This window comes from Sphingobium sp. GW821-FHT02B05, assembly GCF_059421905.1.
The window spans coordinates 627,365-654,245 of the sequence record NZ_JBWKVW010000001.1; the positions used below are offsets into that span (position 1 = coordinate 627,365).

The 26,881-nt window shown below is 64.2% G+C and carries 23 protein-coding genes and 1 tRNA gene; 16 read left to right on the forward strand and 8 right to left on the reverse strand.

Annotation, left to right across the window (positions count from 1 at the left end; all coding sequences use genetic code 11):
• The first annotated feature begins 6 nt into the window (after positions 1–6).
• From AC07UX_RS03225 to AC07UX_RS03240, 4 genes are all read left to right on the forward strand, one after another.
• The gene (locus tag AC07UX_RS03225) at positions 7–1,617 is read left to right on the forward strand and encodes a DNA polymerase III subunit gamma/tau (protein ID WP_495190559.1); all 1,611 of its coding nucleotides are present in this window, start codon (positions 7–9) and stop codon (positions 1,615–1,617) included.
• A 3-nt stretch (positions 1,618–1,620) separates the two neighbouring features.
• Positions 1,621–1,944, forward strand: coding sequence for a YbaB/EbfC family nucleoid-associated protein (locus AC07UX_RS03230; RefSeq protein WP_120249737.1), 324 nt, complete (start codon positions 1,621–1,623; stop codon positions 1,942–1,944).
• A 252-nt stretch (positions 1,945–2,196) separates the two neighbouring features.
• Positions 2,197–4,593: an endopeptidase La gene (gene lon / locus AC07UX_RS03235; protein ID WP_495190560.1), complete on the forward strand. Its 2,397-nt coding sequence runs from the start codon at positions 2,197–2,199 to the stop codon at positions 4,591–4,593.
• 182 nt (positions 4,594–4,775) lie between these two features.
• A complete protein-coding gene (locus tag AC07UX_RS03240) occupies positions 4,776–5,048 on the forward strand; it encodes an HU family DNA-binding protein (RefSeq protein WP_024019962.1) in 273 nt (90 codons plus the stop codon).
• Positions 5,049–5,252: 204 nt separating this feature from the next.
• Here the strand turns inward: AC07UX_RS03240 and AC07UX_RS03245 are convergent, their stop codons facing one another.
• Entirely contained in the window at positions 5,253–5,852 is a 600-nt protein-coding gene (locus AC07UX_RS03245; RefSeq protein WP_495190561.1) for a hypothetical protein, read from the reverse strand.
• A gap of 196 nt (positions 5,853–6,048) precedes the next feature.
• Between AC07UX_RS03245 and AC07UX_RS03250 the strand changes: the two genes are divergently transcribed.
• The 5 genes from AC07UX_RS03250 (at position 6,049) to AC07UX_RS03270 (ending at position 8,438) form a co-directional block, all read left to right on the forward strand.
• The gene (locus AC07UX_RS03250) at positions 6,049–6,621 is read left to right on the forward strand and encodes a septal ring lytic transglycosylase RlpA family protein (RefSeq protein WP_495191775.1); all 573 of its coding nucleotides are present in this window, start codon (positions 6,049–6,051) and stop codon (positions 6,619–6,621) included.
• A 10-nt stretch (positions 6,622–6,631) separates the two neighbouring features.
• The gene (locus AC07UX_RS03255; protein WP_495190562.1) at positions 6,632–7,228 is read left to right on the forward strand and encodes a nucleotidyltransferase family protein; all 597 of its coding nucleotides are present in this window, start codon (positions 6,632–6,634) and stop codon (positions 7,226–7,228) included.
• 100 nt (positions 7,229–7,328) lie between these two features.
• Positions 7,329–7,405 (forward strand) — tRNA-His (locus AC07UX_RS03260).
• 120 nt (positions 7,406–7,525) lie between these two features.
• Positions 7,526–7,921, forward strand: a complete 396-nt coding sequence (gene hisI, locus AC07UX_RS03265) for a phosphoribosyl-AMP cyclohydrolase (RefSeq protein ID WP_495190563.1) — start codon at positions 7,526–7,528, stop codon at positions 7,919–7,921.
• Positions 7,908–8,438 carry a hypothetical protein gene (locus AC07UX_RS03270; protein WP_495190564.1) on the forward strand — a complete coding sequence of 177 codons (531 nt, stop codon included), beginning with the start codon at positions 7,908–7,910 and terminating at the stop codon, positions 8,436–8,438. Before hisI ends, AC07UX_RS03270 begins: the two co-directional genes overlap by 14 nt.
• Here AC07UX_RS03270 and AC07UX_RS03275 read toward each other — a convergent pair.
• The 3 genes from AC07UX_RS03275 to AC07UX_RS03285 form a co-directional block, all read right to left on the reverse strand.
• Positions 8,435–9,061 carry a YitT family protein gene (locus AC07UX_RS03275; RefSeq protein ID WP_495190565.1) on the reverse strand — a complete coding sequence of 209 codons (627 nt, stop codon included), beginning with the start codon at positions 9,059–9,061 and terminating at the stop codon, positions 8,435–8,437. The genes AC07UX_RS03270 and AC07UX_RS03275 overlap by 4 nt on opposite strands.
• A 90-nt stretch (positions 9,062–9,151) precedes the next feature.
• Positions 9,152–10,291 (reverse strand): aspartyl/asparaginyl beta-hydroxylase domain-containing protein, encoded by a 1,140-nt coding sequence (locus AC07UX_RS03280; protein ID WP_495190566.1) that lies wholly within the window; start codon positions 10,289–10,291, stop codon positions 9,152–9,154.
• Positions 10,292–10,332: 41 nt separating this feature from the next.
• Positions 10,333–11,529 (reverse strand): MFS transporter, encoded by a 1,197-nt coding sequence (locus tag AC07UX_RS03285; protein ID WP_495190567.1) that lies wholly within the window; start codon positions 11,527–11,529, stop codon positions 10,333–10,335.
• 164 nt (positions 11,530–11,693) lie between these two features.
• Here AC07UX_RS03285 and AC07UX_RS03290 point away from each other — a divergent pair, with 164 nt between their 5' ends.
• Positions 11,694–12,581, forward strand: a complete 888-nt coding sequence (locus AC07UX_RS03290) for an EamA family transporter (RefSeq protein WP_495190568.1) — start codon at positions 11,694–11,696, stop codon at positions 12,579–12,581.
• A gap of 6 nt (positions 12,582–12,587) precedes the next feature.
• On the opposite strand, the gene AC07UX_RS03295 is transcribed toward AC07UX_RS03290, so the two are convergent.
• The 3 genes from AC07UX_RS03295 to AC07UX_RS03305 are packed head-to-tail and all read right to left on the reverse strand — an operon-like array spanning position 12,588 to position 16,530.
• Complete coding sequence (locus tag AC07UX_RS03295) at positions 12,588–13,277, reverse strand: L,D-transpeptidase family protein (protein ID WP_495190569.1); 690 nt, start codon at positions 13,275–13,277, stop codon at positions 12,588–12,590.
• 52 nt (positions 13,278–13,329) lie between these two features.
• Positions 13,330–15,597 (reverse strand): NADP-dependent malic enzyme, encoded by a 2,268-nt coding sequence (locus AC07UX_RS03300; protein ID WP_495190570.1) that lies wholly within the window; start codon positions 15,595–15,597, stop codon positions 13,330–13,332.
• 27 nt (positions 15,598–15,624) lie between these two features.
• The gene (locus AC07UX_RS03305) at positions 15,625–16,530 is read right to left on the reverse strand and encodes a LysR family transcriptional regulator (protein WP_495190571.1); all 906 of its coding nucleotides are present in this window, start codon (positions 16,528–16,530) and stop codon (positions 15,625–15,627) included.
• Between the two features lie 94 nt (positions 16,531–16,624).
• Between AC07UX_RS03305 and AC07UX_RS03310 the strand changes: the two genes are divergently transcribed.
• From AC07UX_RS03310 to AC07UX_RS03335, 6 genes are all read left to right on the forward strand, one after another.
• Positions 16,625–18,736, forward strand: a complete 2,112-nt coding sequence (locus tag AC07UX_RS03310) for a malate synthase G (RefSeq protein WP_495190572.1) — start codon at positions 16,625–16,627, stop codon at positions 18,734–18,736.
• A gap of 152 nt (positions 18,737–18,888) precedes the next feature.
• Positions 18,889–19,515: a glutathione S-transferase family protein gene (locus tag AC07UX_RS03315; protein ID WP_495190573.1), complete on the forward strand. Its 627-nt coding sequence runs from the start codon at positions 18,889–18,891 to the stop codon at positions 19,513–19,515.
• Positions 19,502–20,761: a M24 family metallopeptidase gene (locus AC07UX_RS03320; RefSeq protein ID WP_495190574.1), complete on the forward strand. Its 1,260-nt coding sequence runs from the start codon at positions 19,502–19,504 to the stop codon at positions 20,759–20,761. The genes AC07UX_RS03315 and AC07UX_RS03320 overlap by 14 nt, the downstream gene beginning before the upstream one ends.
• 114 nt (positions 20,762–20,875) lie before the next feature.
• The gene (alaS, locus tag AC07UX_RS03325) at positions 20,876–23,539 is read left to right on the forward strand and encodes an alanine--tRNA ligase (protein WP_495190575.1); all 2,664 of its coding nucleotides are present in this window, start codon (positions 20,876–20,878) and stop codon (positions 23,537–23,539) included.
• A gap of 23 nt (positions 23,540–23,562) precedes the next feature.
• A complete protein-coding gene (locus AC07UX_RS03330) occupies positions 23,563–24,126 on the forward strand; it encodes a nucleoside 2-deoxyribosyltransferase domain-containing protein (protein ID WP_495190576.1) in 564 nt (187 codons plus the stop codon).
• A gap of 27 nt (positions 24,127–24,153) precedes the next feature.
• On the forward strand, positions 24,154–25,098 hold the full coding sequence (locus tag AC07UX_RS03335; RefSeq protein ID WP_495190577.1) for a glutaminase: 945 nt from the start codon (positions 24,154–24,156) through the stop codon (positions 25,096–25,098).
• Here AC07UX_RS03335 and AC07UX_RS03340 read toward each other — a convergent pair.
• Positions 25,095–26,879: a cation:proton antiporter domain-containing protein gene (locus AC07UX_RS03340; protein WP_495190578.1), complete on the reverse strand. Its 1,785-nt coding sequence runs from the start codon at positions 26,877–26,879 to the stop codon at positions 25,095–25,097. The two genes, AC07UX_RS03335 and AC07UX_RS03340, sit on opposite strands and share 4 nt — an antisense overlap.
• Between the last annotated feature and the right edge of the window lie 2 nt (positions 26,880–26,881).

Genomic DNA, 26,881 nt, shown 5'->3' on the forward strand with positions numbered 1-26,881 from the left:
TAAGCCATGTCCGATTCCCCGCAGCCCTACCGCGTCCTTGCGCGCAAATATCGATCGCGCAGTTTCAGCGAGCTGATCGGGCAGGATGCCATGGTCCAGACGCTGGGCAATGCGATCCGGCGTGGGCGGCTGGCTCACGCCTTTCTGATGACCGGCGTGCGTGGGGTGGGGAAGACTTCTACCGCGCGGCTGATCGCCAAGGCGCTGAACTGCGTCGGTCCGGACGGGCAGGGCGGCCCCACGATCGACCCCTGCGGCCTGTGCGAACCGTGCGTCGCCATCGCCGAGGGGCGGCATATCGATGTCGTCGAAATGGACGCCGCCAGCCATACCGGCGTCGATGATGTGCGCGAGATTATCGAGGCGGTGCGCTATGCCGCCGTGTCGGCGCGCTACAAGATCTACATCATCGACGAAGTCCATATGCTCTCCAAAAACGCCTTCAACGCCCTGTTGAAGACGCTGGAGGAGCCGCCGGCGCATGTGAAATTCCTGTTCGCCACGACTGAAGTGAACAAGGTGCCGGTGACGGTGCTGTCGCGCTGTCAGCGGTTCGATCTGCGCCGTATTCCCGCCGACCTGCTGGCCAATCATTTCGCCAATATCTGTGACAAGGAAGGCGTGACGGCCGAAGCCGATGCGCTGGCGCTGATCGCGCAGGCGGCCGAAGGTTCGGCCCGTGATGGCCTGTCGATTCTTGATCAGGCGATCGCCCATGCCGAAATGGGGGATGATGCCCTGCTGGTCACGGCGAGCCAGGTGCGCGACATGCTGGGCCTGTCCGATCGCGGGTCCACTCGTCGGCTGCTCGGCCTGCTGCTGGAGGGCGATACCGGCGCGCTGCTCACCGCCGTGCGCGATCAATATGCGTTGGGTGTCGAGCCGCTGGCGCTGATGCGCGGCCTGCTGGAACTCACCCATGCGGTGACGTTGGTGAAGGCCGGGCGCGATATCGCCAGCCCCGGCCAGTCGGCCGAAGAGCGGGAGGCGATTGCGCAATGGGCGTCGCAACTGGGCTTCGCGCCGCTGCATCGCCTGTGGCAATTGCTGCTGAAGGGCCATGACGAGGTGGCAAGCGCCGTCCTGCCGATCGAAAGCTGCGAAATGGCGCTGCTGCGCGTCATGCACGCCGCGACCATGCCCGATCCGGGCGAACTGGCGCGAATGCTGCGTGAAGGCGTGCCGGCCGGGCTGCCAGCGGTGCAGGGCGGCGAACAGGCACGATTGGCGTCCGAACCGTCCGCCGCGCTGCCCCGCACGATGCAGGATCTGATCGCGCTGGTCGACCGATCCAAGCCGTCGCTGGCCAATCATCTGAACGATTGCGCGGCGCTGGTATCGCTCGCCCCCCCCGATGTCGCGGTGCGATTGACCCATGACTGGCCGCAGGGCGATTTCAAGCGTGACCTGGCGCAAGCGCTCAACAGTGCGGTGCCGGGCATGAAATGGACCGTGCGGCTGGAGGAAAGCGGCGGCGGGGCGACCCTGCAACAACAGGAGCAAGCCGAAAAAGCGGCGGCCCGCGCGGAGATTTTGGAAACCCCGGTGGTCAAGGCGGCGATGGCGGCCTTCCCCGATGCCGAGCTGGACGACAAGCTCGAACAATGGAGTGCGTGAGATATGAAGGATTTGAACGACATTTTGGGCATGGCGACCCGTGTTCAGGAAGAATTGCAGCGGGCGCAGGATGGCCTCGACAAGCTGGAAGTCGAAGGGGCGGCCGGTGGTGGCTTGGTGAAGGTCAAGGCGTCGGCCAAGGGTCGTATCCTGGGCGTGTCGATCGACGACAGCCTGCTGGCTCCGTCCGAAAAGCAGATGCTGGAAGACCTGATCACCGCCGCGTTCAACGATGCGCGCAAGAAGGCGGATGAAGTCAGCAATGCCGAAATGGGCAAGATGACCGCCGGCCTGTCGCTGCCCCCCGGCTTCAAGCTGCCTTTCTGATTTGCGGAGTGGCCTGGTGCCGCTACCGAAATGCGCGAAAGCGCATTTCACAAACGATGGATCGATCACCCTTCGTTCATCGTTGCGCCATTATGACCGTTGGCGGCCCGGTTTCGGGCCACTGACAAGCTGATGGAGATGGTGAAGCGAATGTGACATTCGCTTCATGGGCAATTGATTGCCACGACGGGCATCCCCATAATGGCGATGAACCGTAGGAGAGGGCCGCTTCGCTTCGGCCCCGGAGACTGAATGACTGTGCAATATCCCCTTCTGCCGCTGCGCGACATCGTCGTCTTCCCGCAGATGATCGTCCCGCTCTTCGTCGGCCGCGACAAGAGCGTCGCCGCGCTGGAAGCCGCGATGGAAGGATCGAAGGAAATCTTCCTCGTGTCGCAGCTGGACCCGGCGGAAGATGATCCGGGTCGGGATTCGCTTTATGACACGGGCGTCGTGGCGATCGTGCTGCAACTGCTGAAGCTGCCCGACGGCACCGTCCGCGTGCTGGTGGAGGGCAAGCATCGCGCCCAGCTGGAGTCGATGGAGGTGCGCGACACCTATCTCGTCGCCAATGTCGACGATGTGGAAGAGATTGCCGCCGAAGGGCCAGAAGCCGCCGCGCTGATGCGATCGGTCGCCGAACAGTTCGAAAATTACGCGAAGCTCAACAAGAAGCTGCCGGCCGAAACGCCGGTACAGCTGCGCGAGATCGAGGATGCGGGCCGGCTTGCCGACGCTGTATCTGCGAACATCAACGTCAAGGTTTCCGACAAGCAGTCGCTGCTGGTCGAGGCTGATCCGGTCAAGCGCCTCGAAATGGTGTTCGCCTTCATGGAAGGCGAGCTGGGCGTGCTTCAGGTCGAAAAGAAGATCCGTGGCCGCGTGAAGCGCCAGATGGAAAAGACCCAGCGCGAATATTATCTGAACGAGCAGCTGAAGGCCATTCAGCGTGAATTGGGTAATGGCGAGGGTGAGGAAGGCGACGAGCTCGCCGAGCTGACCGAGAAGATCGCCAAGACCAAGCTGAGCAAGGAAGCCCGCGCCAAGGCGACGGCGGAGCTGAAGAAGCTCAAGGGCATGCAGCCCATGTCGGCCGAAGCGACGGTCGTGCGCAACTATCTCGACGTGTTGCTCGGCCTGCCCTGGGGCAAGAAGGGCAAGGTCAAGAACGACCTGAAGAAGGCGCAGGATATCCTGGATGAGGATCATTTCGCGCTGGAGAAGGTCAAGGACCGTATCATCGAATATCTCGCCGTTCAGGCGCGCACCAATAAGCTGAAGGGGCCGATCCTTTGCCTCGTCGGCCCGCCGGGCGTGGGCAAGACGTCACTGGGCCGGTCGATCGCCAAGGCGACCGGGCGCGAGTTCGTGCGCCAGTCGCTAGGCGGCGTGCGCGACGAGGCCGAAATTCGCGGCCATCGCCGCACCTATATCGGTTCGCTGCCGGGCAAGATCGTCACCAACCTGAAAAAGGCTGGCACGATGAACCCGCTGTTCCTGCTGGATGAGATCGACAAGCTGGGTCAGGATTTCCGGGGCGATCCGGCGTCGGCACTGCTCGAAGTGCTGGACCCTGAACAGAACAGCAAGTTCCAGGATCATTATCTGGAAATCGACGTCGATCTTTCGGACATCATGTTCGTGACGACAGCCAACTCGCTGAATTTGCCGCAGCCTTTGCTCGACCGCATGGAGATCATCCGGCTGGAAGGCTATACCGAGGATGAAAAGGTCGAGATCGCGCAGCGCCACCTGATCGCCAAGCAGATCGAGGCGCATGGCCTGAAGGACGGCGAGTTCGAGGTGACGGAAGAGGCCGTGCGCGACCTCATTCGCTACTATACCCGTGAGGCGGGCGTCCGCACGCTGGAGCGCGAAGTCGCGCGTCTGGCGCGCAAGGCGCTGCGCAAGATCCTTGAGGGCGCCTATGATAAGGTCGTCATCACCCCCGACAATCTGGCCGATTTCGCCGGCGTGCGGAAATTCCGCCACGGCATGGGCGAGGAAGAGGACCAGATCGGCGCCGTGACGGGCCTGGCCTGGACCGAAGTCGGCGGAGAATTGCTGACGATCGAAGCGGTGACTGTTCCCGGCAAGGGCCTTATCAAGACGACCGGCAAGCTGGGCGAGGTGATGAACGAGTCGGTGCAGGCCGCTTTCTCCTACGTTCGCGCGCGTTCGCCGGGTTACGGGATCAAGCCGAGCGTCTTCAATCGCAAGGACATCCATATCCATCTGCCCGAAGGGGCGGTGCCCAAGGATGGGCCGTCGGCCGGCATCGGCATGGTGACGACCATCGTGTCGACGCTGACCGGCATCCCCGTCCACAAGGATGTGGCGATGACGGGTGAGGTGACTTTGCGTGGCCGTGTGCTGCCGATCGGTGGCCTGAAGGAAAAGCTGCTCGCGGCGCTGCGCGGTGGCATCAAGACCGTGCTGATCCCGCAGGAAAACGAGAAAGACCTAGCGGAAATTCCGGCCAACATCCGTGAGGGGCTGGAAATCGTGCCGGTGTCGCATGTCGATGAAGTGCTGGCACGAGCGCTGGCGTCCGTGCCTGAAGCGATCGCCTGGACGGAAGAGGACGACCTTGCCGCCCAGCCGAACAATGTGGCGGGGCGTGACGGAGATCCCGCCCTGCGCCACTGATAAAGGGAGAAAGCGGCGGCTATCAGCGGGTTTCGATCGATCATGCGTGGGGGAGCGCAAATTTCGGTCGAAGCCGATGAGTTTGTCGCTTTCCCTTTGACAGGCGCGGGAATCCGGGCCTTATTGCGCCCCCTACGCCGCGATTCCTATACAACCAAACAGCACAAGGGGGTTCCCAAGGCATGAACAAGCAGGATCTGATCAGCGCAGTCGCTGAAAGCAGCGGCCTCAGCAAGAATGACGCGACCAAGGCCGTCGAGGGCGTGTTCGACGCCATCACCGGCGCTTTGAAGAAGGGCGACGAAGTCCGCCTCGTCGGGTTCGGCACTTTCTCGGTCTCGCAGCGCAAGGCTTCGACCGGCCGCAACCCGCGCACCGGCGAAACCATGACGATCAAGGCTTCGGCCCAGCCCAAGTTCAAGGCCGGCAAGGGCCTGAAGGATTCGGTCAACTGATCGGCGCGGCGCCTGCCGATCGGCGGGCGCCCACCGTTGGATGACCGTCCGGCATCGCGGCCGGAAAGTTTTCAGGAGAGTGGTGCGGCGAGAGGAGCAAAGCCTCTGCGCCGTGAGACGCCGAAAGGCGAAAGGGATGAACAGGCGGGGCCTTTTCGTCCCTTTCTTTTTGGTGGTGGAGATGGGTTGGGAACGGACTGACCGCTATTCTACTTTCACCACGGAAATCACGCGATCCACGATCATTGTGTGATCGAACACACCCATGTGACCCGAAGGACCGGCGTATTTTGTTTTGCGCCCCACGAATTCAATGAGCATTTTCCTTCCGCCATCGCTAAAATCATGTGTCAATCTGGTTCGGCTGACATCAAGCCAAATGCGGGAGGAGGCGGTACGCTCAGCATTTTCCAGCCAAGCAAGTATTTTTGCGTTGTTGCCTGCCTGATCGGGAAAGCTAAAATCTGCTCTCATGAACCTCTGGCCTTCAAAGGCATCAATCCATACACCGCGATATTTTCGCTGCTTTTCCATTTTATAGCATTGATCCAGTGGCAGTCGCTTCATCGCCGTCGCGCTGACAAGATATGTGCAAGGCGATTCTCGGATGATGCGTCCACCCCATTTGCGACATCCGTTCCCAATGTCAGTTTCGGAGCAAGGCTTTGTCAGCAGTTTCGCCCGCACTTGATCCTCCTTGCGAGCAAACGCTTCCGGCTTCGGTGGATCAAATGGACCAGCTTGAACCGGTAGAGCAAAAGCCGCAACAAATGCGGAAATCGCAAATTGGCGCATCCCGATCATATCTGTTCCTCAACTGAAACCCGCCGATCCTGAAATGATAGCTGGATTTGGAGCGTCCGCAATCAGGAAGCCGTCTTGTGATTGGGCGCGACAATATTTGGTCGCGAGCGGCAATGTCATGCCGCTTACGTCTAACCGCTTTCCCGCCAGAGCGCCCCTCGACCCCGCGAAAGCGCGGCGCTAGGGAAGTCGCATGATGAGACAAGCGGACAGGGTGATCGGGGCGGTTTGGTGGCTGGGGGCGATGCTGGCGCTATCTGCTTGTGGCGGCGGCAACTATCGTCCGGTTCGGGACGTGCCGGTCAAGATCGGCCCGCCTTACAAGGTGCGCGGCACCACTTATGTGCCCGCCGCCGATCCCGGTTACGACATGCTGGGCTATGCCAGCTGGTATGGATCGGAATCGGGCAATCGCACCGCCAATGGCGAGCAGTTCCGCGCTAAATGGGTGACGGGCGCTCACACCACCCTGCCGCTGCCCACCTATGTCGAAGTGACGGCGCTGGATAGCGGCCGCACGATATTGGTGCGGGTCAACGATCGTGGGCCCTTTGCCGGGCGCGGACGAGTGATCGACCTGTCGCGTGGGGCGGCCGAACAACTGGGGATCCGCGCGCAGGGCCATGCGGCGGTGCGTGTCCGTATCGTCGATCCGCCGGAAAAGGACCGGGCGAAGCTGCGCAAGGGCAAGGCCGCGCCGGACCGGCCGCGCGTGCCCGAACGCATCCTGGCCAGGCTGCGCGCGCAGTTGCAGGCGTCCATGCCATGACAGTCGCTGTGTGACCGACAAGGCGGCGCAAGAGCGGGCGGTATGGGGCATCGCCATGGAGCATGTCGTCATCGGCCCGATGCTGCGCCGCTGGTCGCAGCTGGGCCTGCCTGACGCCTGGCTTTCCGGCAGCATGCTGGCGCAGGCGTGGTGGAATATCCGCTTCGACCTGCCGCCGCTGCATGGGATCGACGATGCCGACATCCTCTATTGCGATCCAGATGACTTGTCCGAAGCGGGGGAGGCGCGCGCCGCGACCCATGCCGCGCAGATGTTCGCCGACTTGCCCATTCGGCTGGACGTCAAGAATCAGGCGCGGGTGCATCTATGGTATCCCGATCGCTTCGGCATCCCGATCCCGCCCCATCGCTCGGCGCGGGCGGCGACGGAGACGTTCCCCACCACCGTGTCGGCGGTGGCGATCAATGATGCGCAACTGTCCGCGCCCTTTGGCCTTGATGATTTTCTGGCGCCCTGTGTCCGGGCCAATGCGACATTGATCGATCGGGTTTTTTACGAGCGCAAATCGCGGCGCTGGGCGGCGCTCTGGCCCGATCTCATCATTCTGCCCTGGGCGGATGCGGTGCGACCCCTGGCCGACAAATGACAGGATAATGTGCGTCGTTGCAGCATGATGGCAATTGCGCGCTTGACGCCTGCTATCGGGCCGCATATGTGGCCCTTCTCTCAGGGCATAAGCCCTTGTGGCGGTCGTAGCTCAGTTGGTTAGAGCGCCGGTTTGTGGTACCGGAGGTCGCGGGTTCGGATCCCGTCGATCGCCCCATTTTTCAAGGATTTTCCCCGTTTCAGGGGAATTTTGTCGGCCAGAGGTCGCAACCTTTTATCCGCCAGCGCCATGCAAAAGCGGTTCCCACTTTCGCGCCCGATGCTCTATAGCGCCCGCATGACCGAAGCGCGCGACAAGGGGCTGACCCTCAATCCCAAATATGACGACAACGGCCTGATCACTGCCGTGGTGACGGACGCGATGGACGGCGATCTGTTGATGGTCGCGCATATGAACGCGCAGGCGCTGGCCCTGACGATCGAGACGGGACTGGCCCATTTCTGGTCGCGCAGCCGCCAGTCGCTGTGGAAGAAGGGCGAGACGTCCGGCCATATGCTGGAAGTGCGCGATATCCGCATCGATTGCGATCAGGACGCGGTTTGGGTGAAGGCCGTGCCGGCCGGTCCCACCTGCCATACCGGCGCGCGGTCCTGCTTTTTTCGGCGGGTCGGGCCAGATGGCCTGACGCCGATCGATTCTGTGGTCGATCCTGCGGCCGATGCGGCGCACTAGCCTCGCTATCCTGCTTTTGCTGGCCGGGTGCCAGCGTGCGCCGGTGGCGGCCGATGCCGCGCCGGATGGGGCGGGTTTAGCAGCATCCGGGCTGGAGCGCGCCGCGATCGAGAGTGGCGCGATCACCGACAGCAGCAAGACGTCGCCCGTCGGCCTGTACCAGCGCAGCCACGAGGCCGGGCGCGACCAGCTATGCGTCATGCCGGCCAAGGACGCGACCTTTCGTTTTGGATTGCAGGCTAATTTCGGTGAGGATCAAAGCTGCAAGGGGCAGGGGACGGCGCGGCGCGCGGGCGACAAGCTGATCCTCAGCTTCAAGGGCGGGGATCGCTGTATCGTGGTCGCCCAATATGATGGCGATCAGGTGGCGCTGCCGGGCGTGGTCGACATGGCCTGCGCCGATCTGTGCGAAGGGCGCGGATCGCTGGAGGGCGTCAGCTTCCCCCGGATCGCCAGCGATGCTGCGAGCGCCCTGCGCGCGCGCGACGGCGGCGGTGACGCGCTTTGTGAAGGTTAGTGGCCGATATAGCGGCCCGGCCTGTGATTGACGATAAGCACCATGTTCATGGCGGCGGCGGACAGGACCGACAGGCCGAACCGCTCGACACTCAGCACCGGCAGAGACGCCAGCAGGATCATGATGTCGCATAGCATCTGCGTGCGGCCTGCGTTCCATCCGCGCCGCCGTTGCAGGATCAGCGCCACCACGCCTACGCCGCCGACACCCGCGCCGTGGCGCGCGATCGCCAAGATGCCGAACCCGATGATCGAGCCACCAAACAGCGCCGCGAAAAGAGGGCTGACCCGCGCGATCTGAAGCGCGGCCGGCATGGCAAGGCCCACGCCCATGATCGCGACATTGGCGAAGAGGGTCTTGAGGCCGAAGGCCATGCCCATCGCCCGCCCGGCGAAGATGAAGAAGGGGATGTTGATGAGCAGGAACAGCGCCGCTGGCGACCAGTGAATGATGTAGGACAGGAGTAGGGCTATCCCCGCCATGCCGCCCGTCACCAGATTGGCCGCCTTCAGCAGCATCAGCCCCATGGCGATGAACGCGCAGCCGATCGCGATGGCATAGCCATCCTCGGCCAGGCTGTGTGGCCGGGCGGATGGTGTCGGGGAGGGGATGACAGGAGGCATGGACGATATCCGTGAAGCGGTGACGCCCCGACATCCTCCTGTTATATTATTGCGTCCGTCTATAACGACATTACGCGCGCCTGCAAAGGTTCAGCCGCCGGTATCGACCTGCGCCGGGCCGAACAGGTCGATCGCCTCAAACAGTCGGGCAAGCGCCTCCCGCTCGTCCACGTCGATCTCCGGACGCCACACTTCGAACAACAGCACCACGCGCGTATCGGTGCTGCGGTTCCAGGCTTCATGCTCGATACTGTCGTCGAACAGCAGCATCTCCCCCTTGCGCCAGGGGCGGGTTTCCGCGCCCACGCGCAGCGCGCAATCGCCGGGCACCAGCAACGGCAGGTGGCAGATCAGCCGGGTGTTGAGGAGGCCATGATGCGGCTGAATATGGGTGCCGGGCTTGAGCAGGGACCAGAGCGCGGAGGGTGATCGTCCGGCGATCACCGGCATGGGAGCCAGCGCCAGTGCCGCCATGACCGATGGGCAGCGGCGGGCATTTTCCTCGACCGGGGCGCCGTTCTGCCAGAAATACAGCGCCCCCCAACTGGTGTCGTCGCGCAGGGGATTATTGGGTGCCGGGCGGTCCTTGGGGGTTTGCACATAGGGCGCGAAATCCGCCTCCTGCGCCCGCACCGCCGCCAATTCCGCGACGATCGCGTCGGTCATCGCCTCCATCGGCGCGACCCAGTCGAAATCGCTGCGCTCGTAGAAAGCGCGTTGGGGCAGGTCGGGGAAATAGAACATGCTGGGCTGTTGCAGATAAAGTGTGCGCTTGCCGAGCAACAGTTCGGTGGCATGGGCGATGCGCGGCAGCGGCGGCAGGTCGCGGATCGCGGCGGTCAGGTGATTTTCGAAACGCTGGCCCGATTGCGCGATGCTGGCCTGCGCCTGTTGCAGCAACGGTTGGAGCTGGGGCGGCGCACCTGTCGCGGCGGCCTGCGCCAGGGCGGTCTGGAACCAGCTGGTCGATCCGCGCTCGTCGCCCCGGCGCACGGCGTTCTGGCCCATGGCGAGCAGCGCGGGCAGGCTGCGCATATCGGCGTCGAGCATGCGCCGTAGTGCGGCGGCCTCGCCGTCCAGGTCGCCGCTGCGATTACAGGCCTGCGCCATCAGCATGGGCGGCGGATCGGTCATTTCCCGCAACGTCGCCAAAGCTACAGGAACATCGCCGCGCCGTAGTGCCGCCAGCGCGGCATCCGCCAGTTTCGCTTCTCTCGCCTGATCGTTCATGCCCTACGCCTTATCGGGCGACCGCGCATGGGGAAAGTGGCTTATTCGGCGGCGGCGGGGATCATGCCGGACGGGCGGCGTTCCAGCGCGATCGCGACCAGGAACACGGCAAGCCCGCCCAGCGACAGCGCCGCGCCGATCCAGCCGGTCGATACCAGGCCATAGCCCGCCGCGATCGACAGGCCGCCGAGCCACGGGCCAAGCGCATTGGCGATGTTGAAGGCGCTGTGGTGCAAGGCGGCGGCCAGTGTCTGCGCATCGCCGGACACATCCATCAATCGAGCCTGCAACGGCGTGCCCATGCCGCCGCCGATGCCGATCAGGAAGACGATCAGGGCCAGCGTCCAGATATTGCCGGCCATCAGGGGGAACAGCGCCAGCGACGCCGCGCTCCACAGCAGCACGCCGATGACGGTGGGGTTGCGCGCCTTGTCTGCCAGCCAGGCGATGACCAGATTGCCGAGCGTCATGCCGATACCGAAGACGGCCAGAATCAACGGGACATAGGTTTCCGACACATGGGTGACCTCCATCATCGTGGAGGCGACATAGGTGTAAACGGCAAACAGGCCGCCGAACCCGATCGCACCGGTCAGCAATGTCAGCCAGACCTGCCCCTTGCCGAGCGCGGTAAGCTCGCGCATCGGGCTGGCCTTTGCGTCTCCTGCATCGCGCGGCGCATAGAGCGCCACCAACGTCACCGTCGCCACCGCCAGCGCAGTCACGACGAAGAAGCCAGAGCGCCATCCCAGCGCCTGACCCATCCAGTTGGCGACCGGCACGCCCAGCACCGTGGCGATGGTCAGGCCCGACATGACCTTTGCGATGGCCAGCGTGCGCTTTTCGAGCGGCACCAGGCTGGCGGCCACCAGAGCGGCGACGCCGAAATAGGCACCGTGCGGCACGCCGGACAGGAAACGGAACAGCAGCATCCAATGATAGCTGGGCGACAAGGCGGACAGGCCGTTGCCGATGGCGAGCAGCGCCATCAGGCCGATCAGCAGCGTCCGGCGTGGCAGGCGCGCACCCAGCGCGGCGATCACCGGCGCCCCGGCCACCACGCCCAGCGCATAGGCGCTGATCGCATGGCCGGCGGTGGTGATGTCGATGCCCAGATCGCGCGCGAAGAAGGGCACCAGGCTCATCGCCGCAAATTCGGTGGTGCCGATCGCAAAGGCCCCCACCGACAGGGCAAACAGGACGAGCGCGGGGTGTGCGCTGTGGGGACGGGTGCCCATGGCCAGCTCCATGCTGCGTTGCAAAAAGATACGGACGTCTTGCAAATGGGCTGGGTGACAGCGTTGGTCAACCCTGCATTCGTATGACTTTATTGCACTTGCGACGGCGTGTGCTGCAATCAATTGCGTTTAGCGGCCCGCATCGATCGGCTATAGCCACCGTCATGACAGAGAAAATCGGGCAGGATGGGCGGGCGGTCATCATCGGGGCGTCCGCCGTGCTGGCGTCGCTGACTTCGGTTACGCTTGGCGCCGCCATAGCCAAGACCCTTTTTCCGCTGGTCGGCGCCTATGGCATCACCAGCTTGCGGGTTGGGCTGGGCGCGATCCTGTTGTTGCTGTTCCGGCGGCCGTGGCGGCGGGTCGTGCCGTCCGGGCTGCGCTGGCCGCTGATTGCCTATGGCGCCGTGTTGGGCCTTATGAATATCCTGATCTATCAGGCGTTTGCCCGCATTCCGATTGGCATTGCCATTGCGATCGAAGTGATCGGACCGCTGGCCGTCGTCCTGTTCGGATCGCGCCGGCCGCGCGATTTTCTTTGGCTGGGGGCGGCGGTCGCCGGAATGCTGCTGCTGTTGCCCGTGCGCAGCGATGCGGCGCTCGATCCGCTGGGGGTTGGCTTTGCCCTGGCGGCGGCAGCCTGCTGGGCCATCTATATCCTGACCGGCAAGCATGTTTCGGGCGCATTGGGCGGGGACGCGGTCGCATGGGGCATGGTGATAGCGGCGATCCTGATCCTGCCTGTGGGTATTGCCCATCAAAACGCGGCGCTGGTTGACCCCCATGTCCTGTTGTTGGGCATGGCGATCGCATTTCTGTCGAGCGCCTTGCCCTATTCGCTGGACATGGAAGCGATGCGGCGGTTGCCGGCACCGGTTTTCGGGCTGATGGTCAGTTCCGCGCCGGCCGTTGGGGCGGTCATCGGCTTTGTCCTGCTGGGCGAGCGGCTCACGCTGCTTCAGTGGATCGCCATCCTGTGCATCATGGCGGCATCGGCCGGCAGTGCGCTGACCGCCGGGCATAAGCCGGCGATCGAGGACGCGCCGCAATAAGGGAAGTCAGCCGACCTGCGCCTTGCTGACATCCAGCATCTTGCCGTCGGTTATCACCACCAGGTCGCCCACCTTGGTCACGCCGAACAGCTTTTCCGCAAAGGCTTTGGGTACGCCGATGCAGCCATGGGTGCCGCGGCCCCACTGCACATCGCTGCCATGGATGAAGACGCCGTCGCTGGTCAACCGCTGGGCGAAGGGCATGGGGGCATTGTCATAGGTGCGCGAATAATAGTCCGCGATCTTTTGGGTGATCGGGAAGGCGCCCTTGGGGCTGGGTTTGTCGGTTGCGCCATAGAGGATAACCGCCGCGCCGATTTCATAGCCGTCGCGGAACACTGACAAGGTCTGCGCGCGCAGATCCACGGTTACGATCACGCGGCCGGTGGCTGGTGCGCCCTTTTCGTCCCAGGCATAGTCGCCATGGCGGAACGGGCCCTCGATCTTCAGCACCCGCTTCACGCGCAGCGCATGGGGATCGACCGTCATGCCCTGATCGCTGCGCAATTCGGCGGGTTTGGCGGGGGTGGGGGCGGACGCAGGGAGGACGTCAGCGTTGTCAGACGTCGCGGTCTCCGGCGCTGCCTTGCCGTCGAAGGCCGGGCGATCGACCGAGACGGCGACGACCAGCGCGGTCAGTGCCACCACGCCGCCGATCGCCAGTTTCGGTCCGAACCTTTTCAGGAAATCCGCCATCTTCGTCCCATCGCCTCCATGTCAGCGGCAGCATAGGCGCAGAAGGTTAAATTCAGCCTTCCCGCGCCACTTCCGCCGCCGCGATCGCGGTGAGGTTGAGGATGCCGCGTGACGTGACGCCCGGCGTCAGCACATGGATCGGCTTGGTCAGGCCCATCAGCATCGGTCCCACCGTGGGCGAGCTGGAGGAGGCCGCCAGCGCAGTCAGCGTGATATTGGCCGCGTCGAGGTTGGGCATGACCAGCAGATTAGCTGGCCCCTCGAACCGCGAATCGGGGATCAGCCGTTCGCGCAAGGCCTGGCTAAGCGCTGCGTCGGCATGCATTTCGCCATCTACCGCCAAGTCCGGCGCGGCGTCGCGCACGATCTTGAATGCGCGGCGCATCTTGCGGGCGCTGTCGGTGTGCGATGCGCCGAAATTGGAGTGGGAGAGCAGGGCGGCGCGCGGCGTCAGGCCGAAATGCTTGAGTTCCGCCGAAGCGGCCAGCGTCATTTCCGCAATCTGCTCAGGCGTCGGGTCCGGCACCATATGGGTGTCGGTGATGAACAGCGCGCCAGCGTCCAGGATCAGGCCGGACAGGGCATAGACGCGGCTGTGATCGGGCGCGCGGTCGATGATGCGCAACACATGTTCGACCTGGCCCCAATATTCGGAGCGACCGCCGACGAGAGCAGCATCGACCCGTCCGGTTTGCAGCAGCATGGCGGCGGTGATGGTCGGCCGGCGATAGACATGGCGCAATATTTCGTCGGCCGGGACGCCCCGGCGCGATGCGACCGCGCGATAGGCCTCGACCAGTTCGCCCATCACCAGATGGTCGGTTTCGGGGTCGATGACTTCGACATCGCGGTCCAGTTCGAAGCCCAGGCCCAGGTCGGGCAGCTTCTGTTCCAATATGCGACGACGCGCGACGATGGTCGGGCGGACGATGCCTTCGTCCAGCGCATCGCGGATCGCGCGCAACACGCGCTCATCTTCGCCCTCGCCATAGACGATGCGGCATTCGGTGCCGCGTGCGGCTTCGAACACCGGCAGCATCAACTGGCCGGAACGGGCATTCTGGCGCGACAGGCTGCGCTTATATTCGTCCAGGTCCAGCGTCTTCTTGGCAACGCCGCTGTCCATTGCCGCGCGCGCGACGGCCACGGCGATCTCGCCGATCAGGCGCGGGTCGAAGGGTGTGGGAATGATATAGTCGGCGCCGAACACCAGCTTGCGCCCGCCATAGGCCTGCGCCACGCTATCATGCGCGGGCATGCGGGCGAGCGCGGCAATTGCGTCGGCGGCGGCGACTTTCATCGCTTCGTTGATCTGCGTCGCACCGCAATCCAGCGCGCCGCGGAAGATATAGGGGAAGCACAGGACGTTGTTGACCTGGTTGGGATAGTCCGACCGGCCAGTGGCGATGATCGCGTCCGGGCGTACTTCGCGCGCGGCTTCCGGCCGGATTTCCGGCTCTGGATTGGCGAGCGCGAAGATCAATGGATTGGGCGCCATCAGCGGCAGCCATTCGGCCTTCAGCACGCCCGGCGCGGACAGGCCCAGGAACAGGTTGGCACCCGGCAGTACGTCGGGCAGGGTGCGGGCGTTGGTGTTGCGGGCATAGCGCGCCATGTTGGGCAACATGCCTTCGCGACCCGAATGGATGACACCGTCCTTGTCGGTCATCGTCACATTTTCGATCGGCAGGCCCATCGACACGAGCAGATCGACGCAGGCGAGGGCAGCGGCGCCGGCGCCCGACGTCACCAGCTTTGCGTCGGCCAGCGTCTTGCCCTGCAACACCAGCGCGTTGCGCACGGCGGCGGCGACGACGATGGCGGTGCCATGCTGGTCGTCATGGAAGACCGGAATATTCATCCGTTCCTTCAGCCGGCGCTCGATCTCGAAGCACTCAGGCGCCTTGATGTCTTCCAGATTGATGCCGCCAAAGGTCGGCTCCATCAACGCGACGGCATCCACGAATGCGTCCGTATCGGTGGTGTCGACTTCAATGTCGAACACGTCGATATCGGCGAATTTCTTGAAGAGGACGGCCTTGCCCTCCATCACCGGCTTGGAGGCGAGGGCGCCGATCGCGCCCAGGCCCAGTACGGCGGTGCCGTTGGAGATGACGGCGACCAGATTGCCGCGCGCGGTATAGTCCATCGCCTTGTCCGGATCGGCAGCGATCTCGACGCAGGGCGCGGCCACGCCCGGCGAATAAGCGAGGGCAAGGTCGCGCTGGTTCACCATGCGCTTGGTCGGCTCTATGCGGAGCTTACCGGGCTGGGGATAGCGGTGATAGTCGAGGGCGGCGCGGCGGGTGTTATCGTCCATGGCCGCGGCCTTAGAGCCTCGGTTCCGCTAGAGCAACCCAGCGCGTTCCCATGGCGGCGTCGGGACATAAAGTGTAACAAGAAAATCGACGAAGGCGGTGATGGCGAGCGGGGGATTGGCCTGTGGCAACTGGACCGCGAACAGGCCGACGTCGGCAGACCCCTCATGGTCGGCCAATATCTGCCGCACTTCCCCCCGTTCCAGCGCGATGCTGATATCCCAAAGCGAGCGCAGTGCGATGCCGCCGCCCGCCAGCGTCAGTTCGCGCACCAGTTCGCTGCTGTTGGTGCGGACATGGCTGCGCCCTTCGACGCTGACCGGTCCCCTCGGCCCGACGAGGCGCCAGGGCATCTGTCCTTCCGCCGCCAGCAGGCGATGGCTTTTCAGATCGGCGATCTTTGTAGGGGTGCCATGCTGCTCAAGATAGGCGGGCGCCGCGCACAATATCCGCCGGTTGGTCGCCAACCGTCTTGCGGTCAGGCTCGGCCCCGGATCGGCGGTGATGCGGATGGCGAGGTCCGCGCGGCTTTCGATCAGGTCGGCAAAGTCATCCGAGAGGTTGACGGTAAGATCGACCCTGGGATGCGCGTCGATAAAGCGCTGAAGATAGGGGGCGAGGTGCATGCGCCCGAAGGAGGTGGGGGCGGTAATGCGCAAAGGCCCGCTGGCGATCGCCGATATGCCCGACACGCGCCGTTCCGCATCGTCCAGCGCCGCCAATATGCCGCGCAGGTCGGCATGCAGCCGCTCGCCCGCCGGGGTCAGCGCCAGCCGCCGGGTGGTGCGATGCACCAGCTTCGCGCCCAGCCTGTCCTCCAGCCGCGCCAGCCGCTTGGACATCATCGCCGGCGAAATATGCAGCCGCCGCCCGGCCGCTGCCAGCCCGCCTTCGTCCACGACGGTCACGAACAATTCATGATCGGGGTCCATCATATTCGTTGACCAGAAGAATGACTGTCTTCGAATAATAGCGCCTACACCGCATAATTGGAAAGGTCTAAAAGGCGGGTAATCAAGGAGTGGACCCATGACAGACCGCATGATCGAAAAGGCCGGCCTTCAGGTCGCGCCGGCGCTGGCCGATTTCATCGACAACCGCGCGTTGCCCGGCACGGGCATTTCGCCCGATGCCTTCTGGACCGGCGCCGCGGATATCTTCGCGCGTTTCGCGCCGGACAACGCCGCCCTGCTGCGCAAGCGCGACACATTGCAGGCGCAGATCGACAGCTGGCACGAACAGCGCCGGGGCCAGCCGCATGACGGCCAGGCCTATCAGGCGTTCCTGCGTGAGATCGGTTATCTGGTCCCCGAACCGGCACCCTTCACCATCGGCAGCGAGCATGTCGATGACGAGGTTGCGCGGCTGGCCGGTCCGCAACTGGTCGTCCCGATCCTCAACGCCCGCTTTCTGCTGAACGCCGCCAACGCGCGCTGGGGAACCCTCTATGACGCGCTCTACGGCACGGACGCCATTCCCGGTACGGCGTCAGGGAAAGGCTATGACGCCGCGCGGGGCGCGCAGGTCATCGCATGGGCCAAAGCGTTCCTGGACGACGCCATTCCGCTGGCGGACGGCAGCTGGGCGGATCTGGGAAGCGATGACATCATCCTGGCTGATCCCTCGCAATATGTCGGCGCGAGCGAAAAGGGCAAGCTGTTCCGCCATAATGGCCTGCATATCGAAATCATCTTCGACCGTTCGCATCCCATCGGCGCGACCGATCCGGCCGGTATATCCGACGTCATCCTCGAATCCGCGCTGACCGCCATCTGCGATCTGGAGGATAGCGTCGCCGCCGTCGATGCGGCGGACAAGGTGGCTGCCTATGCCAACTGGCTGGGCCTGATGCAGGGCGACCTGACCGAGACGTTCGAAAAGGGCGGGGCGACGATGACCCGTGCCCTCAATCCCGATCGCGCTTACACCGCGCCGGATGGCAGCAGCTTCACCCTGCCGGGGCGCAGCCTGCTGTTCGTCCGCAATGTCGGCCATCTGATGACCAATCCGGCGATCCGCCTGCCCAATGGGGAGGAGGCGCCGGAGGGCATATTGGACGGCATCGTCACCAGCCTCATCGCGATCCACGACCTGAAGCGCGACGGTGGCAACAGCCGGGCGGGTAGCGTCTATATCGTCAAGCCCAAGATGCATGGTCCCGAAGAGGCCGGCTTCGCCAATCGCCTGTTCGACGCGATCGAGGATATGCTGGGCATGATGCGCCATACGATCAAGGTCGGCGTCATGGATGAAGAACGCCGCACATCCGCGAACCTGGCCGCCTGTATCGAAGCGGTTCGCGATCGCATCGTCTTCATCAACACGGGGTTCCTCGACCGTACGGGGGATGAGATGCACACGTCGATGCAGGCCGGTCCGATGATCCGCAAGGGCGAGATGAAGAGCAGCGACTGGATCATGGCGTACGAGGATCGCAACGTCCAGATCGGCCTGGCCTGCGGCCTCAGTGGCCGGGCGCAGATCGGCAAGGGCATGTGGGCCGCGCCGGACCGCATGGCGGACATGCTGGAGCAAAAGGCAGGTCATCCCAGAAGCGGCGCCAACACCGCCTGGGTGCCTTCACCGACAGCCGCGACGCTGCATGCGACACATTATCACCGCATCGACGTCTTCGCTCGTCAGGAGGAGCGCAAGGCGGAAGGGATCGCGCCGCTCGACAAGCTGCTGACTATCCCGGTCGCGGTCGGCCGCAACTTCTCGGACGAGGAGATCGCGCAGGAACTGGACAATAATGCGCAGGGCATATTGGGCTATGTCGTCCGCTGGGTCGATCAGGGGGTCGGCTGTTCCAAGGTGCCCGACATCCACGACATCGGCCTGATGGAGGACCGCGCGACGCTGCGCATTTCCTCGCAGCATATGGCCAACTGGCTGTTGCATGGCGTCTGTACTGCACAACAGGTCGATGCCGCGCTCGGCCGCATGGCCGCCAAGGTCGATGCGCAGAATGCAGGCGACCCGCTGTATCAGCCTATGAGCGGCCGGGAGGCGGAGAGCCTGGCCTATCAGGCGGCACGCGCTCTGGTGTTCGAGGGCGTCGAGCAGCCCAGCGGTTATACCGAACCCCTGCTCCACGCCTTCCGCGCGGAGCAGAAGGCGGAGGCGCTGGAAGTCGCGTAACTGACGGTTCCCCGGCGCAGGCCGGGGGCCAGTTTTCGAAACGCCGCGATCGACGCCTCTGGACCCCGGCCTGCGCCGGGGAACAGGGGCGCCTTGGCAATCCTCCTCTGCTGCGTTAGCCCTGTCGGGCGCGCAGTATGGAAGGCCACGCCATGACCATCATCGTCCATCATCTGAACAACAGCCGGTCGCAACGCATCCTCTGGCTGCTGGAGGAACTGGGCGAACCCTATGAAGTCCGACGCTATGAACGCGACCGCAAGACGATGCGCGCGCCCGAAAGCCTGCGCGCGATCCATCCTCTCGGTCGGTCGCCGGTGGTGGAGGTGGATGGCCATCGCCTGATCGAAACCGGCGCGATCATGGACTATCTGGTCACCCGGTCCGGCAACCGCTTTGGACCGCCCGCCGGCGCGCAGGGCGCTATCCTCTACCGCCAGTTTCTCCATTATGCCGAAGGGTCGATGATGCCACCGCTGCTGGCGCTGCTCATCGTCGGCAAGCTTGGCCTGCTCGGTCGTCCCGCGCGCCCGACGGTGCAGCGCATGCTGGACGATCATCTCGACTGGCTGGAAAGCGAACTGGCGGGGCGCCGCTATTTCGCGGGCGACGACTTTACCGCCGCCGACATGATGATGAGTTTTCCGCTGGAGGCGTCCCGTGCGCGCGGCGGGCTCGGCGAATCGCGCCCGAACATCATGCGTTGGCTAAGCGATATGCACGGCCGGCCGGCCTATCAGGCCGCCCTCAAGACGGGAGGCAAATATGCCTACGCCTGATCGCCGCACATTGCTGCGCTACGCCGCTGCCGGGATCGCCACATCGCTTGTCGGCCCGCGCCTCTTTGCGCAGGAGAAAGCGGCCGAGGCGCTCAACTCTCTGACCGGCGGCGTCGCGCCGATCGGCAGGGCCGAACGCGCCGATCGCCTTGCCCGCGCGCAGTCGATGATGCAGGCGGCCAGTATCGACGCCCTGCTGGTCGAACCGGGCGCGAGCCTGATTTACTATAGCGGTATTCGCTGGCACCGCAGCGAACGCCTGACCGCGCTGGTCATCCCGGCCAGCGGCACGCCTCTGGTCGTCTGTCCCTTTTTCGAAAAGCCCTCGATCGACGAGTCGCTCGCCATCCCCGCAGAGGTCCGCGTCTGGCAGGAGCATGAAAGCCCCTACGCCCCGATCGCCGACTTCCTGACCGCCAGGGGGCTGGCGAAGGGGCGCATCGGCATTGAGGAAACGGTCCGCTATTTCGCGGTCGATGGTCTCAAGACCGCGCTGCCCGCCGCAAAGCTTGTCAAAGACCCCGTCACCCGCGCCATCCGCATGCGCAAGACGACGGCGGAAATCGCCCTGATGCAGACGGCTTCGGACGTCACCATGGCCGCCTACCGCTGGACCTATCCCCAGGTGAAGGCCGGCATGACCCCCGCCGACATCGGCGCGCTGATGAGCGCGGCGACCAAGCAGTTAGGCGGGCAGGTGGAGTTCAACCTGATCCTGCTTGGCGAAGCGGCCGCCTATCCGCACGGATCAGGCAAGCCACAGGCGGTGAAGGCAGGGGAGGTGGTGCTGATGGACTGCGGCTGCACGGTCGAGGATTATCAGTCCGATATCAGCCGCACTTTCGTTTATGGCGCGGCCCCCAGCGCGCAGCAGCGCAAGGTGTGGAATGACGTGTCGCAGGGGCAAAAGATCGCCTTCGCCGCCGCGAAACTCGGTACCCCCGCCGGTTCGGTCGATGATGCGGTGCGCGGCTATTATGAAAAGCAAGGCTATGGCCCCGGCTATGCACTGCCCGGCCTGTCCCACCGCACCGGCCATGGCATCGGCATGGAAGGGCATGAACCGGTCAACCTCGTCCATGGCGAAACCACCAGGCTGGATGTGGGCATGTGCTTTTCCAACGAACCGGGATTATATCTGCCCGGCACCATGGGCATCCGCATGGAAGACTGCTTTCACATGACAGCAGGAGGGCCGGCGTGGTTTTCCAAGCCGCCGGTATCGATCGAGGAACCGATGGGATAATGCCCCTTGTCGTCCCGGACCATGTCCGGGACGACGACATGAATAACGGCGGCGCAAGCTAAACGACCAAATCCCCCGCTTGTGCGGCGGGCCGCTTCCCACTAAATCGCGCGCATGACCTCGACAAACGACATTCGCCGCTCTTTCCTCGACTATTTCGGGGGCAACGGCCACACCATCGTTCCGTCCGCGCCGCTGGTGCCGCACAATGACCCGACGCTGATGTTCGTGAACGCCGGTATGGTGCCGTTCAAGAATGTCTTCACGGGCCTGGAAACGCGCCCCTACAAGACCGCGACGTCGAGCCAGAAGTCAGTCCGCGCCGGCGGCAAGCACAATGACCTCGACAATGTCGGCTATACCGCGCGGCACCACACTTTCTTCGAAATGCTGGGGAATTTCAGCTTCGGCGATTATTTCAAGGAACAGGCGATCACCCACGCCTGGACCTTGCTGACCAAGGAGTGGGGCCTGCCCGCGGACAAGCTGACCGCGACCGTCTATCACACGGACGATGAGGCGTTCGACCTGTGGAAGAAGATCGCAGGGCTTCCCGATCACAAGATCATCCGCATCCCGACCAAGGATAATTTCTGGGCCATGGGCGATAGCGGTCCGTGCGGTCCCTGCTCGGAAATCTTCTACGACCATGGCGATCATATCTGGGGTGGCCCTCCGGGATCGCCGGAGGAAGATGGCGACCGGTTCGTGGAAATCTGGAACCTCGTCTTCATGCAATATGAGCAGGAAGCCAACGAGATCGTCAGCGAACTGCCCAAGCCGTCCATCGACACCGGCATGGGTCTGGAACGGATCGCGGCCGTCATGCAGGGCGTCCACAACAATTACGATACCGACACGTTCAAGGCGCTGATCGAGGAATCCGCCGCGATCACCCGCACCGCCACCGATGGCGAATTTCAGGCCAGCCATCGCGTCATCGCCGATCATCTGCGTTCGACCAGCTTCCTGATCGCCGACGGCGTGCTGCCCGCCAGCGAAGGGCGCGGCTATGTGCTGCGCCGGATCATGCGCCGCGCCATGCGTCACGCGCACATCATCGGGGCGAAAGATCCGCTGATGTATCGTCTCGTATCCAGCCTCGTCTCCGAAATGGGCGGGGCCTTCCCCGAACTGGTCCGCGCCCAGCCGTTGATCGAGGAAACGCTGCTGCGTGAGGAAACCCGGTTCCGCAAGACGCTGGAAAACGGCCTGCGCCTGCTGGATGAAGCAACCACTGGCCTGTCCGAAGGCGCGTCCCTGCCGGGCGAAACCGCGTTCAAGCTCTATGACACATATGGCTTCCCCTATGACCTGACCGAAGATGCGCTGCGCACGCAGGGCCTGTCCGTCGATCGCGCCGGATTCGACGCCGCGATGGCGGAACAGAAGGCCGCCGCGCGCGCCGCGTGGAAGGGATCGGGCGAAAAGGCGTCGGACGAAATCTGGTATGATATAGCCGAAACGCTGGGCAGCACCGAATTTGTCGGTTACGCCTCCACCAAGGGCGAAGGCGAAGTGCTGGCCATCGTCAAGGATGGCGTCCGCGTGGACAGCGCCACCGTCGGCGACAGGGTGGCTATCATCACCAACCAGACGCCTTTTTACGGCGAAAGCGGCGGCCAGAATGGCGACGCGGGTACGATCAGTTCGCTGGGCGGCCTGTCCGCAGACGTGGCGGATACGTCGAAGCCTCTGGGCCGTCTGCACGCGCATCAGGCGACGATCGGCGCCGGTAGCGTCAAGATCGGCGATACGGTCAACCTGACCGTCGATGTCGAACGTCGCGACCGCATCCGCGCCAACCATAGCGCCACCCATCTGCTGCACGCCGCGCTTCGCAAGGAACTGGGCGGGCATGTGACGCAGAAGGGCAGCATGGTAGCGGCAGAGCGCCTGCGCTTCGACTTCTCGCACCCCGAAGCCCTGACCCATGCGCAGATCGCGAAGGTCGAAGCGGATGTGAACGCGCAGATCCGCCATAATGAGGAGGTCACGACCCGCCTCATGACCCCGGACGACGCCATTTCGGCGGGTGCGATGGCGCTGTTCGGTGAGAAGTATGGCGACGAGGTTCGCGTCCTGTCGATGGGCGTGCCGGGCGAACCGGGCGGCAACAACTATTCGGTCGAACTGTGCGGCGGCACCCATGTCCGCGCGACGGGCGACATCGCCTTGTTCAAGATCGTGGCGGAGAGCGCCGTGTCCAGCGGTGTCCGCCGGATCGAGGCGCTGACCGGCGAAGCCGCGCGCCTCTGGCTGATCGACCGTGACGACAAGCTGCGCCAGACGGCGGCTGCGCTCAAGACTTCGCCCGACGACGTGCCCGCGCGGATCGTCGCGCTGGTCGAACAGAGCCGCAAGCTGGAACGCGAGCTTGCCGACGCGAAGAAGGCGCTGGCGCTGGGCGGCGGCGGCTCTGCGCAGGCCGCTGGTCCTGAAAAGATTGGCAACGTCGATTTCCTCGGCCAGGTTATCGAGGGCCTCGACCCCAAGGAATTGCGCGGCATCGTGGACGGCAACAAGAAGCTGCTGGGCAGCGGCGTATCAGCCGTGCTGGCCGTGGTCGAAGGCCGCGCTACCATCGCGGTGGGCGTGACCGACGATCTGGTCGCCAGCATCAGTGCGGTCGATCTGGTCCGCGTCGGCGTGGAAGCGCTGGGCGGCAAGGGCGGCGGCGGCCGTCCCGACATGGCGCAGGGCGGTGGTCCCGACGGCGACAAGGCGCAGGGCGCGATCGACGCGGTGAAGGCCGCGCTCGCCAGCGTGCCTGCCTGAACGGATCGGGGCGGCGTCGGTTCATGACGCCGCCTGTCGCCATGTTGCGTTTTTTCCTGACCGCGCTGTTGCTGGTGACGCCTATGGCTGTACGGGCGGCCGATGCGGTGACCGTCACCTCGCCCCAGCCGCTGCCGGCTGCGCATGACAGCGCCCGTCTGTTTCTGGGCGGCAGCATCGACATGGGTAAGGCGCGCGACTGGCAGCAAGACATGATCGCCGCGCTGGCTGGAGAGCGCGTGACGATCCTCAACCCCCGCCGTCCGGACTGGAATCCGGCGTGGAAGCCCGAAGCGAGCGACCCTCATTTTCGACAACAGGTGGAATGGGAACTGGCCGCGCTGGATAGTGCGGACATCATCATCCTCTATTTCGTACCTGGATCGCAAAGTCCGGTCAGTCTGCTCGAAATGGGGCTGCATGCGCGATCGGGAAAACTCATCATCTTCTGCCCGGACGGTTATTGGCGGAAGGGCAACGTCGATATCACGGCAGCGCGTTATGGCGCGCATCAAGTGTCGTCCTTCGACGCCCTGCTGCGCGACGTGCGGGCCCGCATCGGTGAGGTCAATCGCCGTCTCGATTGAGCGCGTGACCTGGGCTAGGGTCGCGCCATGATCATCGATTTGCCCGCCATCCTTTCCGACATCCTATCTGAATCGGCGAAGGCCGAGGATCGCGGGCAGGTCGCCAGCTATATCCCCGAACTGGCGAAGGTCGATCCGGCGCAATTCGGCATTGCGATCGCCACGGCGGACGGGCGTATCCTGGCCGGCGGCGACGCGGACACGGGCTTTTCGATCCAGTCCATATCCAAGGTGTTCGCGCTCACGCTGGCGCTTGGCAAGGTCGGCGATCAGCTATGGGATCGGGTAGGCAGGGAGCCTTCGGGCAATGCCTTCAATTCCATCACGCAGCTGGAACGGGAGGAAGGCATCCCGCGCAATCCCTTCATCAACGCCGGCGCCATCGTCGTGTCGGACGTCAACCTTGGCGGGCATCAGCCGCGCGTGGCGATTGGCGAGATGCTGCGGTTCATGCGATACCTGACCGGTGACGACAGCATCGCGATCAACGAGGATGTCGCCGCATCGGAAACTGCGACGGGCTTTCGCAACATCGCGCTCGCCAACTATATGCGCGCGTTCGACAATGTGCGGCATCCCGTCGATCTGGTGCTGGGCAGCTATTTCCACCAATGCGCGATCGAGATGAATTGCCGGCAACTGGCGCTTGCCGGCCGCTATCTGATGCTGGACGGGCGGCATCCCGACGGGGGCAGGGTGGTGTCGCCCAGCCGCGCGCGGCGTATCAATGCGCTGATGCTGACCTGCGGCCATTATGATGCGTCGGGCGACTTTGCCTTTCGCGTGGGCATTCCCGGCAAGTCGGGCGTGGGGGGCGGCATATTGGCGATCGTGCCGGGCCGTGCCTCGATCGCGGTCTGGTCGCCGGGCCTCAACGCCAGCGGCAACAGCCAATTGGGCACGCAGGCGCTGGAACTGCTGGCGCGGCGGACGGGCTGGTCGGTGTTCAGCCCGCCGCAGGAAGGGGATTAAGACACTTCATCCTGTCGCAACCGGCGCAGCTTGGGCGCGGTTTCCATCTGTGCCGCTTCCTTGATGCCCACGCGCAGGTCCTCGCGCGTCTGATGGATCGACGCGATCACAGGCCCCATCGCCACTCCCAGGTCCACCAGGGCAGTTTCCGCCAGTTGCAGCGAGCTTTCGAGCGTTTCGGGCACCGCGTCGCTGGCGCCGGCCTTGTAGAGTTGCGCGGCATGATCGGTATCGCGCGCGCGCGCGATGATCGGCAGATCAGGCACCCATCCGCGCACCCGCCTGGTCACGCGCACGGACAATACCGGGTCGTCCATGGTCAGGATCAGCGCACGGGCATGGCCCAGCCTCAGCCGATCGAGCATTTCCGCGCGCGCCACGTCGCCGAAAAGGATCGGATAGCCCATTCGCCGCGCATCCGCGACGACATCGGGGTCCGATTCGACGACGATGAAGCGCTGCTTGTGCGTCTTGAGCAGGTCGCACACCATGCGCCCGACCCGGCCGAAGCCGATGATGACCGCGGCGGCTTCGGTATGGTCTTCCGTCGCTTCGATCGTCTCCTCACCCAGGGCGGTTTCGAGCCGGCGGGCGATGTCATGGCCGATCCGCGCCAGCAGCGGCGTGATGGTAAGGCCGATGGCGGTCACGATCTGCCAGAAGGCGGCTGTGGAGGGAAGGATCAGTTGCGCCGCTGCGGCCGCGGACAGCACGATCAGCGTGGTTTCCGACGGGCTGGACATGAGCACGCCGACCTCCAGCGCCACGCCCTTTCGCGCGCCGGAGAAGTAGAGGAGGGCGCCGGTCACCAGCGTCTTGGCCAATACCACGCCGACCACCGCCATCATCAGGCTGGGCCAGTTGGCCAGGATGACGCGAATGTCCAAGCTCATCCCCACGGTGATCAGGAACACGCCCAGCGCCAGCCCCTTGAACGGGGCGGTCATCACCTCGACCTCGCCATGATAGTCCGTCTCGGCGATCAGCAGACCGGCCAGCAGGGCACCCACGATCGGCGACAGGCCAGCGATCGACGTCGCCAGGCTGGACACGATGACCACCAGCAGGCTGGCGGCCAGAAAGACTTCCGGGCTTTTGGTACGCGCGGCCTGGCTGAACATATGCGGCAGGAAAACGCGGCCCAGCACCAGCATGGCGGCGATGGTGATGCCACCCTTCATCAGCGTATTGGCCATTTCGCCCCATGCGCCATCAGGACTGGCGGCGACGGAGGGCGCAAGCGCGCCGAGCATGAAGATGATCGGCACCAGAGCCAGATCTTCGAACAGCAGCATGGAAAAGGCGGCGCGGCCGACCGCGCTTTGCGTGCCGACCATCGGCAGCACGACGGCGGTGGAGGAAAGGGCCAGCGCCAGGCCAAGGCCGATGGCGCCGGCGGTCGGTTGGCCCAGGAAATAAAGGCCCATGGCAATCAGCAGCGCGCCGCCGATCAACTCTGCGGCACCGACGCCGAATACTTGCGTACGCATCGTCCATAATCGCCGGAAACTCAGCTCCAGTCCGATGGAGAAGAGCAACAATATGACGCCCAATTCCGCAAATGGCTCAATCGCCGCCCGGTTGGATATGGTCACATGGTAGAGCCAGGGATATTGATCGACCAGCGATCCCAGCCCTGCGGGGCCTACGGCCAGCCCGACCAGGATGAAGCCGATGACCGGACTGATGCGGAAACGGGCAAATCCGGGAATGACAAGCCCGGCCGCGCCCAGGATGACGAGGGAGTCGCTGAAGCTGTTGGGATTGATCGCACCGGCCATAT

Coding starts and splice junctions, on each gene's coding strand:
- AC07UX_RS03225 (WP_495190559.1), top strand. CDS start 7: ATGTCCGATTCCCCGCAGCCCTACCGCGTCCTTGCGCGCAAATATCGA.
- AC07UX_RS03230 (WP_120249737.1), top strand. CDS start 1,621: ATGAAGGATTTGAACGACATTTTGGGCATGGCGACCCGTGTTCAGGAA.
- lon (WP_495190560.1), top strand. CDS start 2,197: ATGACTGTGCAATATCCCCTTCTGCCGCTGCGCGACATCGTCGTCTTC.
- AC07UX_RS03240 (WP_024019962.1), top strand. CDS start 4,776: ATGAACAAGCAGGATCTGATCAGCGCAGTCGCTGAAAGCAGCGGCCTC.
- AC07UX_RS03245 (WP_495190561.1), bottom strand. CDS start 5,852: ATGATCGGGATGCGCCAATTTGCGATTTCCGCATTTGTTGCGGCTTTT.
- AC07UX_RS03250 (WP_495191775.1), top strand. CDS start 6,049: ATGAGACAAGCGGACAGGGTGATCGGGGCGGTTTGGTGGCTGGGGGCG.
- hisI (WP_495190563.1), top strand. CDS start 7,526: ATGACCGAAGCGCGCGACAAGGGGCTGACCCTCAATCCCAAATATGAC.
- AC07UX_RS03270 (WP_495190564.1), top strand. CDS start 7,908: ATGCGGCGCACTAGCCTCGCTATCCTGCTTTTGCTGGCCGGGTGCCAG.
- AC07UX_RS03275 (WP_495190565.1), bottom strand. CDS start 9,061: ATGCCTCCTGTCATCCCCTCCCCGACACCATCCGCCCGGCCACACAGC.
- AC07UX_RS03280 (WP_495190566.1), bottom strand. CDS start 10,291: ATGAACGATCAGGCGAGAGAAGCGAAACTGGCGGATGCCGCGCTGGCG.
- AC07UX_RS03285 (WP_495190567.1), bottom strand. CDS start 11,529: ATGGGCACCCGTCCCCACAGCGCACACCCCGCGCTCGTCCTGTTTGCC.
- AC07UX_RS03290 (WP_495190568.1), top strand. CDS start 11,694: ATGACAGAGAAAATCGGGCAGGATGGGCGGGCGGTCATCATCGGGGCG.
- AC07UX_RS03295 (WP_495190569.1), bottom strand. CDS start 13,277: ATGGCGGATTTCCTGAAAAGGTTCGGACCGAAACTGGCGATCGGCGGC.
- AC07UX_RS03300 (WP_495190570.1), bottom strand. CDS start 15,597: ATGGACGATAACACCCGCCGCGCCGCCCTCGACTATCACCGCTATCCC.
- AC07UX_RS03305 (WP_495190571.1), bottom strand. CDS start 16,530: ATGATGGACCCCGATCATGAATTGTTCGTGACCGTCGTGGACGAAGGC.
- AC07UX_RS03310 (WP_495190572.1), top strand. CDS start 16,625: ATGACAGACCGCATGATCGAAAAGGCCGGCCTTCAGGTCGCGCCGGCG.
- AC07UX_RS03315 (WP_495190573.1), top strand. CDS start 18,889: ATGACCATCATCGTCCATCATCTGAACAACAGCCGGTCGCAACGCATC.
- AC07UX_RS03320 (WP_495190574.1), top strand. CDS start 19,502: ATGCCTACGCCTGATCGCCGCACATTGCTGCGCTACGCCGCTGCCGGG.
- alaS (WP_495190575.1), top strand. CDS start 20,876: ATGACCTCGACAAACGACATTCGCCGCTCTTTCCTCGACTATTTCGGG.
- AC07UX_RS03330 (WP_495190576.1), top strand. CDS start 23,563: ATGACGCCGCCTGTCGCCATGTTGCGTTTTTTCCTGACCGCGCTGTTG.
- AC07UX_RS03335 (WP_495190577.1), top strand. CDS start 24,154: ATGATCATCGATTTGCCCGCCATCCTTTCCGACATCCTATCTGAATCG.
- AC07UX_RS03340 (WP_495190578.1), bottom strand. CDS start 26,879: ATGGCCGGTGCGATCAATCCCAACAGCTTCAGCGACTCCCTCGTCATC.